Origin of the sequence: Cognatazoarcus halotolerans, from assembly GCF_009800965.1 — a bacterium.
GTDB classification, from domain to species: Bacteria; Pseudomonadota; Gammaproteobacteria; order Burkholderiales; family Rhodocyclaceae; genus Cognatazoarcus; species Cognatazoarcus halotolerans.
The window spans coordinates 162,575-174,232 of the sequence record NZ_WUAF01000006.1; the positions used below are offsets into that span (position 1 = coordinate 162,575).

General features: G+C 61.9%; 10 protein-coding genes and 1 tRNA gene. 9 read left to right on the forward strand and 2 right to left on the reverse strand.

What is annotated here, in order from left to right; all coding sequences use genetic code 11:
* Positions 1 to 63 precede the first annotated feature (63 nt).
* On the forward strand, positions 64 to 1,308 hold the full coding sequence (icd, locus tag GQB03_RS10010) for an NADP-dependent isocitrate dehydrogenase (RefSeq protein ID WP_159688253.1): 1,245 nt from the start codon (positions 64 to 66) through the stop codon (positions 1,306 to 1,308).
* A gap of 82 nt (positions 1,309 to 1,390) precedes the next feature.
* Here icd and GQB03_RS10015 read toward each other — a convergent pair whose 3' ends face one another.
* Complete coding sequence (locus GQB03_RS10015) at positions 1,391 to 1,837, reverse strand: universal stress protein (RefSeq protein WP_159688255.1); 447 nt, start codon at positions 1,835 to 1,837, stop codon at positions 1,391 to 1,393.
* A 169-nt stretch (positions 1,838 to 2,006) separates the two neighbouring features.
* On the opposite strand from GQB03_RS10015, the gene GQB03_RS10020 reads away from it, so the two are divergent.
* The 8 genes from GQB03_RS10020 to GQB03_RS10055 all read left to right on the forward strand — a co-directional run bounded on the left by GQB03_RS10020 (position 2,007) and on the right by GQB03_RS10055 (position 11,021).
* Complete coding sequence (locus GQB03_RS10020) at positions 2,007 to 2,666, forward strand: DsbA family oxidoreductase (RefSeq protein ID WP_235027015.1); 660 nt, start codon at positions 2,007 to 2,009, stop codon at positions 2,664 to 2,666.
* A complete protein-coding gene (locus GQB03_RS10025; protein ID WP_159688266.1) occupies positions 2,663 to 3,070 on the forward strand; it encodes a PPC domain-containing DNA-binding protein in 408 nt (135 codons plus the stop codon). The genes GQB03_RS10020 and GQB03_RS10025 overlap by 4 nt, the downstream gene beginning before the upstream one ends.
* Positions 3,071 to 3,194: 124 nt before the next feature.
* Positions 3,195 to 3,386, forward strand: a complete 192-nt coding sequence (locus GQB03_RS10030) for a hypothetical protein (RefSeq protein ID WP_159688270.1) — start codon at positions 3,195 to 3,197, stop codon at positions 3,384 to 3,386.
* On the forward strand, positions 3,387 to 6,107 hold the full coding sequence (locus GQB03_RS10035) for a sensor histidine kinase (protein ID WP_159688273.1): 2,721 nt from the start codon (positions 3,387 to 3,389) through the stop codon (positions 6,105 to 6,107).
* Between the two features lie 54 nt (positions 6,108 to 6,161).
* Positions 6,162 to 6,536 (forward strand): response regulator transcription factor, encoded by a 375-nt coding sequence (locus tag GQB03_RS10040; protein ID WP_159688276.1) that lies wholly within the window; start codon positions 6,162 to 6,164, stop codon positions 6,534 to 6,536.
* Positions 6,533 to 8,701: a 3'-5' exonuclease gene (locus tag GQB03_RS10045; protein ID WP_159688280.1), complete on the forward strand. Its 2,169-nt coding sequence runs from the start codon at positions 6,533 to 6,535 to the stop codon at positions 8,699 to 8,701. The genes GQB03_RS10040 and GQB03_RS10045 overlap by 4 nt, the downstream gene beginning before the upstream one ends.
* A gap of 106 nt (positions 8,702 to 8,807) precedes the next feature.
* Positions 8,808 to 10,844, forward strand: a complete 2,037-nt coding sequence (locus GQB03_RS10050) for a sodium:solute symporter family protein (RefSeq protein ID WP_159688284.1) — start codon at positions 8,808 to 8,810, stop codon at positions 10,842 to 10,844.
* 86 nt (positions 10,845 to 10,930) lie between these two features.
* Positions 10,931 to 11,021 (forward strand) — tRNA-Ser (locus tag GQB03_RS10055).
* A gap of 368 nt (positions 11,022 to 11,389) precedes the next feature.
* Here the strand turns inward: GQB03_RS10055 and GQB03_RS10060 are convergent.
* Positions 11,390 to 11,605 (reverse strand): hypothetical protein, encoded by a 216-nt coding sequence (locus GQB03_RS10060; protein ID WP_159688288.1) that lies wholly within the window; start codon positions 11,603 to 11,605, stop codon positions 11,390 to 11,392.
* Positions 11,606 to 11,658 lie beyond the last annotated feature (53 nt).

Here is an 11,658-nt window from a genome sequence, read left to right on the forward strand (position 1 = left end):
TCGTCGCTTTGGCGGGGCCGTGATCCGGCCCCTCTGTCACGCACACATATCGAGGGAGTAGGAATGAGCGTTTCTCACATCAAGGTTCCCGCGGGTGGTCAGAAAATCGTCCCGGGCCAGACAACTCCGAACAACCCGATCATCCCGTTCATCGAAGGGGACGGGATTGGTGTCGACATCACGCCGGTGATGATCAAGGTCATCGATGCCGCGGTTGCCAAGGCATACGGTGGGGAGAAAAAGATCTACTGGATGGAGGTCTATGCTGGCGAGAAGTCCACCCAGATCTACGGTCCCGACGAATGGCTGCCGAAAGAAACCTTCGACGCCCTGCGCGAGTATTCCGTCTCGATCAAGGGGCCGATGACGACGCCGGTCGGTGGCGGTATCCGTTCCCTCAACGTTGCGCTGCGCCAGGAACTGGACCTCTACCAGTGCGTCCGTCCGGTGCGTTACTTCACCGGTGTTCCCTCGCCACTCAAGCGCCCCGAACTCATCGACATGGTGATCTTCCGCGAGAATACTGAAGACATCTATGCCGGCATCGAGTGGCAGTCCGAGTCGGATGGGGCGAAGAAGGTCATCAAGTTTCTGACCGAGGAGATGGGTGTCAAGAAGATCCGCTTCCCGGACACTTCGGCAATCGGCATCAAGCCGGTGTCCAGGGAAGGCACCGAGCGCCTGACCCGCGCGGCCCTGCAGTACGCAGTGGATAACGATCGCAAGAGCGTGACGATCGTCCACAAGGGCAACATCATGAAGTTCACCGAAGGTGGCTTCCGTGATTTCAGCTATGCGCTGGCCAAGCGTGAGTTCGGTGCGGTGGAGATCGACGGCGGCCCGTGGTGCAAGTTCAAGAACCCGAAAACCGGCAACGAGATCGTGGTCAAGGACGTGATCGCCGATGCCTTCCTGCAGCAGATCCTGCTTCGTCCAGCCGAGTATGACGTCATCACCACGCTCAACCTCAACGGCGACTATGTCTCCGACGCGCTGGCCGCCCAGGTTGGTGGTATCGGGATCGCCCCGGGCGCGAACATCTCCGACCAGTACGCCTGTTTCGAGGCCACCCATGGCACCGCGCCTAAGTATGCGGGGCTGGACAAGGTGAACCCTGGCTCGCTGATTCTTTCGGCGGAGATGATGTTGCGTCACATGGGCTGGAAGGAGGCCGCCGACCTCGTCATCAGTTCGGTGGAAAGGGCTATTGGGGACAAGTTCGTGACCTATGACTTTGCACGGTTGATGGATGGGGCAACCGAAGTCAGCTGTTCCGAGTTCGGTGACAAGATGATCGAACGGATGTAGGCCGTTCTTGTCCGACGCGGCAACGTGCTGCCGGAGCCACGCATGGCCGGGGCTCCGGCGTTTCAAGGCAGTCGATGGCGTTTCAGCAGTGGCGCACGACAAGCACCGAGATCTCGACCTTGCGCAGGAGCTTCTCCGCCACGCTGCCCAGCAGCATGCGCTGAATGCCGCGACGGCCGTGCGAGCCGACGATCAAAAGGTCGGCATCGGACTTTGCCACGTGCGCGGCCACCTGGTCCGCGGCATGGAGCGTATTCGAACTGAGCAGCTGACTTTTCGGCGAGAGCCCCGCATCCGTGGCGACCTTGACTGCCTTGGCGAGCGTTTCCTCGCCTTCGAGCATCACGGCCTTGAGCGCGGCGCCCTTATCGATGAGCGTTGTTTCCCGGATATGCGCGAAGATCGACTCGTCGACCGCGTGTACGATCTCGAGCGTTGCGGCGCTGCCCTTGCAGATTTCTATGGCCTTCTCAAGCGCCTTGCCGGAAGTGTGGCTGTCGTCGACGGATATCAGAATATGCTGGTACATGGTCATGCCTCATGAACGGATCTGAACGGTTCGCAATTCGCTCGGCACACTATCATTGCGGCACCTTCCGCGGCATCGGCGTTTTCCCCAAGAGATCCGCAAGGGCGCTCGCCGCTGCCACACCGCTCGATCCTGGTGTGCCTGTCGTTGCGGATAAGGGAGTATGCGCGTGACTGCCTCGCTGTGTGTCGATGTGATTTCGGATGTCGTCTGTCCGTGGTGCTACCTGGGCCGGCGCCGGCTCGACGAGGCCTTGGCGCGCCTCGCTGCGGCGCGACCCGAGGTGACCTATCGCCTGCGCTGGTTTCCTTTTTTTCTGAATCCGGATACGCCGCCCGAAGGCGAACCCTATCGGCCGTTCCTGGAGCGGAAGTTCGGTGGCGCGGCCGAAGTGGACGCGATGCATGCCCGACTTGCCGAGGTGGGTGCGGGCGCCGGTGTGATGTTTCGCTTCGAGCGCATGACGGTGCGCCCCAACACCTTGAATGCGCATCGTCTCGTTCATCGAGCGCAGCAGGAGGGGTTTGTCGCCGACGTGCTTGTGGACGCGCTCTTCAAGGCGCATTTCGAGGAAGGGCTCAACGTGGGCTCCCCCGACACCTTGCAACAAATCGGTTTGGCGATCGGCATGGGTGACGTCAAGGCGTGGCTCGCCGGCGATGACGCGGTCGAGGCGGTACGGGCGCTTGACAGACGCGTGCGCGAACTTGGCGTCAGCGGCGTGCCGATGTTCATCTTCAACGGTCAGATTGCCGTTTCAGGCGCCCAGCCGGTGGCGGTCCTGCTTGATGCAGCGATGCGTAGTCTCGATGCGAGCCCGGCGACATGAGCCTACGATACGTGGCGTGGCGCTTCGCGCCCGGCGATGACCTGCGACGCGCCCTTGAGCGCAGCCTGGCCGGAGAGGCCTATTCCGCAGGCTGGGTGTCGGCCGCCGTCGGCAGTCTGAGCGAAGCTCGGCTGCGATTTGCGGGCTGCAGTGAATCCTCGCTGCTCACCGGTGCGCTCGAGCTCGTCTCGCTGTCCGGCACCCTCGCGCCCGACGGATTGCACCTGCATGCAGGCGTCGCGGATGCACGAGGCCGCATGAGCGGCGGCCACCTCGATTACGGCTGCACGGTGCGCACCACGATGGAAGTCGTGTGTGCGCTGTGCATCGGGGACCTGGCCTTCCGGCGGCAGCATGATCCGCACACCGGATACCGGGAGCTCGTGGTGGGCCTCCGGCCCTGACTTCCGGTGGTCGCAGCGACCACGTGGTGGCTGCTCGACTGTCGTCCACGAATCGAACGCCTGTAAGCAGGGCGTATGGATTCGGCCGGTATAATCGGTCGTTGGCATCCGACAGGGGTAGGTGATGCGTACGCGTTCGATCGGCCACCGTTTGGTGGCGCTTTTTGCGATGGGGTGCCTGTTCTTCAATGCACCGCTGCTGAGTATCTTTGATCGTCCCGTCAATGTGTGGGGCATTCCGCTGCTCTATCTCTACGTGTTCGGTGCCTGGTTGTTCTTGATCGTCGCGATTGCCTGGATAAGCGAGGGTCGCTGAGTGCTCTCGGCCGGCGTCCTCTTCAGCGTTGCGCTGCTTTATCTGGGGCTGCTTTTCGGCGTTGCATATTTTGGCGACCGCAGTGCCGAGCAGGGCCGTTCGATCGCGGATTCGCCGCTCGTATATTCGCTTTCGCTCGCAGTGTATTGCACTGCCTGGACCTACTACGGAAGCGTGGGACGCGCCGCCTCGAGCGGTGTCGGGTTTCTGCCGGTATATCTCGGGCCGACCCTAGGCATGGCCCTCGCCTGGTTGGTGCTGTTGCGGATGGTGCGTATCAGCAAGGCATATCGCATCACCTCGATCGCCGACTTCATCGCTTCTCGGTACGGCAAGAGCCAACTGCTCGGCGGTGCTGTTTCGCTCATCGCGCTGATCGGCACCGTTCCCTACATCGCGCTGCAGCTCAAGGCGGTTGCCAGCAGCTTCAATCTTCTGGTGGCCGACCCCGACGCGCAGGTTGGCCTGCTGAGCGATACCGCGCTCTACACGGCGGTGCTGCTTGCCTTGTTCTCGATCCTGTTCGGCACGCGCCACCTCGACACCACCGAGCGGCACGAGGGCATGGTTACCGCGATCGCGTTCGAATCGATCGTCAAACTCTGTGCCTTCCTGGCCGTCGGACTCTATGTCACGTTCGGTCTTTATGACGGTGTCGGCGATATCTTCAGCAGGGTCGAGGGAAAGCCGGAGCTGGCCAACCTGTTGCGCCTCGGCGGAGATGGTGCGATGGGTTACGGGAGCTGGTTCGCGCTCACCTTGTTGTCGATGCTGTCGGTGATCTTCCTGCCGCGGCAGTTCCAGATGGTGGTGGTCGAGAACGTGAACGAGCGCCATCTGCGGCGCGCAGCCTGGTTGTTCCCGGGGTATCTCCTGCTCATCAACCTTTTTGTTCTGCCGATAGCGCTTGGCGGGCTCCTTTACTTTGGCGACAGCGGAGTCGACCCGGATACCTTCGTGCTGACTTTGCCGGTCGCCGGCCAGCTCGATGGGCTGGCGTTGCTGGTGTTCGTTGGCGGTCTTTCAGCCGCGACCGGCATGGTCATCGTCGAATCGATCGCCGTTTCCACCATGATCTGCAATGATCTGGTCATGCCCCTGTTGCTGCGGCGGCGCAGTTGGGCGCAGGGCGGCCAGCAGGACCTGAGCCAACTGCCCTTGTTGATCAGGCGATGCGCGATCGCCGGTATCCTGCTGCTTGGCTATCTGTACTACCGGCTCGCGGGCGAAGCCTACGCGCTGGTGAGCATCGGCCTGATCAGCTTCGCTGCGGTGGCGCAGTTCGCACCCGCGATGCTGGGCGGAATGTTCTGGCGTGGCGGATCCCGTACCGGCGCGCTCGCCGGCCTTGCGGCCGGCTTTGGCATCTGGGTCTACTGCCTGCTGCTGCCGTCGTTCGTGAAATCCGGCTGGCTGGGCAGTGATTTCCTCGAATACGGACCGCTCGGCCTGAACCTGCTGCGCCCCGAGCAATTCCTCGGGCTGGAAGGGCTCGATCCGATCAGTCACGCGCTTTTCTGGAGTCTGTTCTTCAATATCGCTTGCTACCTGTTCTTCTCGTTCGCATATCCGCCGGGCGCACGGGAGGCGTCGCAGGCGTCGATGTTCGTCGACATCATGCGCCGCGATCCGAGCTCGCTCGCGGTGTTCTGGCGCCCCGGCGTCGGCGTGGGGCAGCTCATCCCGCTGGTTTCACGGTTCCTTGGTGCGGACCGTACGATGCATGCGTTCGAAGCCTACGCGCGTCGACGTGGCGTCTCGCGGGTTGAGGAGCTCGCCGCCGATGCCGATCTGGTGCATTTCTCCGAAACCCTCCTGGCCGGGGCAATCGGTGGTGCCTCCGCCCATGTCGTGGTGTCCTCCGCAGTCGAGGCCGAGCCGCTGGGGCTCGATGAAGTCATGGGCATTCTCGACGAAGCCTCCCAGGTGCGTGCCTACTCGCGCCAGCTCGAAGAAAAGTCCCGCGCGCTCGAGGCGGCGACGGCGGAGCTGCGGGCGGCCAACGAACGACTCAAGGAGCTCGATCGTCTGAAGGATGACTTCATGTCTTCGGTCACCCATGAACTGCGAACACCGCTGACTTCGATCCGGGCGTTCTCGGAAATGCTGCAGGACGATCCGAAGATCGATCTCGAGCAGCGCCGTCGCTTCCTCGGCATCATCGTCGCCGAGACGGAACGGCTCACCCGCCTGGTCAACCAGGTACTCGATCTCGCCAAGATCGAATCCGGCCACGCCGAGTGGCACAACGCCGAACTCGACATGGGCGACGTCATACGCAACTCGATCGAGGCGACAAGTCAGCTGTTTGCCGCCAAGAGCGTGGCGGTCGACGTTTCGCTACCCGAGAAAGTCAGTCCGCTGTGGGCTGATCGCGATCGTCTCATCCAGGTGATGATCAATCTTCTGTCCAATGCGGTGAAGTTCGTCGCGCCGAAAGGCGGCGCAGTCAGGGTCGAGCTGTCCGAACGGGGAGAGGAGGCCTTGAGAATCGAAGTGGCGGATAATGGGCCCGGCATCCCGTTGAACGAGCAGGCGACCGTCTTCGAAAAATTCCGCCAGGTAGGTGATGCCCGGGCCAAGCCCGCGGGGACCGGACTTGGACTGCCGATCAGCCGGCAGATCGTCGAACATTTCGGGGGCCGGATGTGGGTGGAGAGCATCCCGGGAGCGGGAGCCTCGTTCTACTTCGAGCTCCCGCTGGAAAGATCGGAAGGGTAGTGGCAGTGATTTGAGCAGTGTCCAAAACAAAGCAAACGAGAGGGGGGAAGGGTCATGACCAAAAAGATCCTGATTGCCGACGACGAGGTGAACATCGTCATTTCACTTGAGTTCCTCATGAAGCGGGAGGGCTTCGAAGTAGTGCTGGCGGCCGATGGTGAGGAGGCGATCACCAAGATCCGGGAGGAGAAGCCGGACCTCGTGCTTCTCGACGTGATGATGCCGCGCAAGACCGGATTCGAAGTGTGCCAGGAGCTGCGCTCCGACCCGGCCATGCAGGATCTGAAGATACTCATGTTGACCGCCAAGGGGCGCGATACCGAGGTTGCAAAGGGTATGGCGCTCGGTGCGGATGCCTACATGACCAAGCCATTCTCGACCCATGAGTTGGTGGAGCGCGTGAAGAGCCTGCTGGGGCTCGCAGAATGAGTCCGAAGGCCCGATTGCCGGTTGCACTTTCGCTGTCGATCGCGTTCGTGGTCGCCATGCTCGTCAGCGCAGCCTATCTCGTCTGGCAGGATCTGGACCAACTCGAAAAGGCTGTGGTCCAGCCGATCCTCTCGTCGCGAAGCGGCCTCATGGTGGCTGCGGTGGTGCTCGCCTGCGCTGTTGTGGTGATGGTTGTCAAATCCTTGCACGATGGACTTTTCGCACTACCGGGCAAGCTTGCCGAAGATGCGCAGCTGATCCTGTCGACCGAACCTTCCCGACGGCTGGAGCCGGTCGGGAGCGCCGATCTCAAGGCGCTGTCGCGCACGATCAATTCCTTTGCCGACCAGCGCGATTCGCTGCGCAAGGATGTCGAGTTGCGCGTACAGGAAGCCAAGCATTCGGTCGAGGAAGAAAAAAACCGGCTGGCCGCCCTGATGTCCGAGCTCACCCAGAGCGTTGTGGTATGCAATCTCGATGGCCGGATCCTGCTTTACAACAACCGGGCGCGCCTTCAGTTCAAGGCGATGTCCGATGCGCCCCAGGTCGCGGGTGGTGGCGAACTGATCGGCCTCGGCCGATCGATCTATACCGTCTTCGAGCGCAACCTGATCGTGCATGCGCTCGAGAGTCTGCAGCACCGGCTGCGCAAGAGCGCGGCCCAGCCGGTGGCAAACTTCGTAACCACGACCCGTGCCGGTCAATTGCTGCGAGCCCAGATGGCGCCCGTGCTCACCGCCCGGGAAGAGGGGGAGCGCAGCCTCACCGGCTTCATCCTGATGCTCGACAACATCACCCGTACCTTCGAGAGTGAGACGCGGCGGGATCAGCTGCTCCACAGCATCACCGAGGGTAACCGCGCCGCGTTGGCGAACGTTCGTGCCGCGGCCGAGATGCTTGACTACGATGACCTCGAACCGGCCTTGCGATTGCGCTTCAGGAAGGTGATCAAGGACGAAGTGAATGCGATGAGCAAGCGTATCGACGAAGCGGCGACCGCATTCACCGACACGGTCAAGACGCGCTGGCCGCTCGAGGAAATGCTGGGCACGGACCTGATTGCCGCGGCGCGGCGACAGCTCGAAAGCCGGACAAAGGTGCCGGTGAAGCTAGAAGACGTCGACGAGGCCCTCTGGGTACGAGTGGATAGTTTCTCGATGTTGATGGCGGTCACCTATCTGGGCAACCGACTTTCCGAAGAATTCGAAGTACGTGAAGTGCGGCTGCGCCTCACCGGTGCGGGCCGTATGGCCCATCTGGATCTGATCTGGTCTGGTCAGGCGATGAGCACGGAGACCGTGATGACCTGGGAGCTGGAGCCGATGCGAATAGGCGACGAGACCAGCCCGCTCACGGTGCGCGACGTCATCGAGCGCCACGATGGCGAAATCTGGCTCGAGCGCGAAAAGACCAAGCATCGGGCCTTTTTCCGCATTCTCATTCCGTCGGCGATGCCGCAGCAGGAGCTCGAGAACGAGGCTGAGACCTATCTGCGCGGCGAAAGCCGACCCGAGTACTACGATTTCGATCTCTTTTCGGTGTCCGAGAAAGGTCACGCGCTGGACGATCGTCTTCTCAGCGAATTGACTTTCACCGTTTTCGATACAGAAACGACCGGCCTCAACCCCTCCGAGGGTGACGAGATCATCCAGATCGGCGCCTCGCGCATCGTCAATGGCAAGTTGCGGCGCAGCGAGTCGTTCGAGCAACTGGTTGATCCCTGCCGTCGTCTGGCGCCGGAATCCGCACAGATACACGGCATCACGGCCGAGATGTTGGTCGGACAACCCAAGATCGGCGAGGTACTGCCGGCCTTTCACGCCTTTGCGGCGGATACCGTGCTGGTGGCCCATAATGCCGCATTCGACATGCGCTTCCTGCAGCTCAAGGAGGCGGCGACCGGTCTGAAGTTCGATCAGCCGGTGCTCGATACCCTGCTGCTCTCCGCGGTGATTCATCCCAACCAGGAGTCACATCGGCTGGAGGCCATCGCCGAGCGCATGGGGGTGCACATCATCGGCCGGCACACCGCGCTGGGCGACGCCATCGTCACCGGCGAGGTCTTCCTCAAGATCATCCCGCTGCTCGCGGAGAAGGGCATTCGTACCATGCGCGAAGCCCGCGAAGCCGCCGAAAAAACCTACTACGCCCGGATCAAATACTGATGCCAACACGTCGGGTTCCCGCACCGGCAGCGCCGGCGGGAGCCCGAATCGGGCGAAGGAGCGTGTATCCTGACGCGCTCAGCAACCCGGAGCGTGTAGTTCGCAGATGAGTCCGTTCGAAAGCCGCCTGCGCCGCAATTACCTGATCTACACCGCAGGCTTCGTTTGTTTCGTGTTGCTGCTGGCGGCGGGCGAGTCCTTCGGGCTCTCGCAGCGCGTCATCGGACACCTTTTCCTGTTTGCCACGATCGCCATCTACGCGGGCATCGGCGTCATGAGCAGGACAGCCGACGTTTCCGAATACTACGTCGCCGGCCGGCGTGTTCCGGCCGTATTCAATGGCATGGCGGTCGCGGCGGACTGGATGAGTGCGGCCTCGTTCATCGGCCTCGCCGGCACGCTCTACTACGGTGGTTTCGAGGGGCTTGCCTTCGTCACCGGCTGGACCGGGGGCTATGTGCTGGTGGGGTTGCTGCTTGCACCGTATCTGCGGAAATTCGGCCGCTACACCATCCCCGATTTTTTTGGCGCGCGTTACGAGGGAAACTTTGCCCGGACCGTGGCCGTCGGGGCAACCATCCTGACGAGTTTCGTCTACGTCGTCGCGCAGATCTACGGTGTCGGGCTCATCACTAGTCGTTTCGTCGGCGTCGAGTTCGAGGTCGGGCTGTTCGTCGGCCTTGCCGGAATTCTCGTGTGTTCCTTTCTCGGTGGCATGCGTGCCGTTACCTGGACCCAGGTGGCGCAGTACGTGATCATCATCATCGCGTACCTGGTGCCGGTGGTGATCCTTTCGTCCAAGATCACCAGTGTGCCGGTACCGCAGGCGTCCTATGGAATCGCACTGAAGCAGATCGGTGAAAAGGAGCTTGAGCTGTTCTCCGACCCAAGGGAGATCAGCGCTCGCACCCAATACGGATTCCGGGCCGAAGAGTACGCAAGAAAGATCGCCGACCTGCCGGTTTCGTTCGATGCCGAGCGAAAGGCGCTGGTCGAGGAGCTGAATGCGTTGCGGCTTGGCGGTGCCTCGGCGCGTGAAATCGCGCATGCCGAGCGCGCGCTCAGGGATGCTCCGAGGACCGAGGAGGAAGCCCGCGAAAAATGGGAACTCGCCCGCCAGGACAGTCTTCACAAGGCGATGGTGCCGAACCGGCACGCGGAGGCCTACCCTGGTGCCACGACTGAAGAGTCTGATCACGCCCGCGACAATTTCATCGCACTGGCCTTCGTGCTCATGATGGGTACCGCAGCCTTGCCCCATCTGCTGACCCGTTACTACACCACGCCCGGCGTGAGCGAGGCACGTCGATCGGTGTTCTGGTCCCTGTTCTTCATCTTCCTGCTCTATGTCACCGCACCGGCCTATGCCGTGTTTGCCAAGTGGGAGGTCTATTTCAACCTGATCGGCGCGAAGATATCGACCCTGCCGGCCTGGGTTGCCTACTGGGGCAAGGTCGGCCTGGTCAAGATCGAAGACATCAACGGCGACGGCATTCTCCAGCTCGCCGAACTCAGCCTCAACACCGACGTGATCGTGCTCGCGACCCCCGAAATCGCCGGTTTGCCCTACGTGGTTTCCGGTCTGGTTGCGGCTGGCGGACTTGCCGCCGCGCTCTCCACCGCGGACGGACTCCTGCTGACCATCTCGAATGCGCTGTCGCACGACCTGTATTACAAGATGGTCAATCCTTACGCATCGACGCAGCGGCGCCTCGTCGTCGCCAAATCGCAACTGTTGGTGGTTGCCATGGTCGCCGCCTGGGTCGCGTCGCTTCGCCCGGACAACATCCTCTTCATGGTCGGGCTGGCGTTCTCGATCGCGGCATCGGCCTTCTTTCCCGCACTCGTACTCGGGATCTTCTGGAAACGCGCCAACAAATGGGGCGCCATCGCCGGGATGGTCACTGGCCTTGCGGTGACCATCTTCTACGCAGCCAGGACACACCCGTTCCTGGGGGGGTCGATGGAGAACGCCTGGTTCTCGATCAACCCGATATCCGCCGGCGCTTTCGGCGTGCCGGTCGGCTTCGTCACCATCGCACTCGTGAGCCTGCTGACGCCGCCCCCGCCAAGATCCGTCCAGGACCTCGTCGACTACATGCGCTATCCGAACATGCCAATGCCGGAGAGCGAAAACGACTGACGAGCCGGGGGTTTGAGCGGCACCAGGCAGGGCAGAAAGAAAGGGTTTCATTCCTGACCGGGTTTGCTATAATCCGCGCCTCGCATGGAGAGGTGGATGAGCGGTTTAAGTCGCACGCCTGGAAAGCGTGTTCAGGGTAATACCCTGACGCGGGTTCGAATCCCGCCCTCTCCGCCATCGAACACCATAAAACCCGCGTGGCCATTGGCTTTGCGGGTTTTTCGTTTTTGGCGAGTCACCATTCGAGTTACCACTCGGCAGCGGGTAGCCCTGAGTCACCGCCTCTTGCTGGCGCAGATCACCGTCGAAGAAACAGCCCCAGCCCCATTGATAACTGCCGACATGCGCGCTCTGCGATAACCCGCGTGCAGATCGACGGGGAGAACCTGGACGCCAGCCTCACGCGCGCGCGTACAAGTCGCAATCCCATCGCCCAGGCCCGCAAGATCGCCCCAAGTGACGCGCATCAGGTGTTGGTGACTCAGCCACTACCGACAAAGAAAAACCGGTGCGCGGCCGGGTCGATTGCTGGTGCTGATCGAGGATCACCCCGCATCGGTTACAGCGTAACCATCGAAGTGCAGAATCGCGGCCTCGATCACTTGGCGCTTGGTCTGGCCGGTGCGCTCGCAGATACGTTTGAGCGTTGCGTCAGCAGTCGGGGACAGCATCACTTGCAGCCGCGTGAGCAGCAGCCCGTCCGGGTCTTTCAGCGCGCGCTCGCGGTAGCGGCGTTGCTTCTCGGCGTTGGTCATGCCCATGTTGTCCTCGTCGGTTACAGCGTAACCGTAACTCTAGAATGGTTACGCTATAA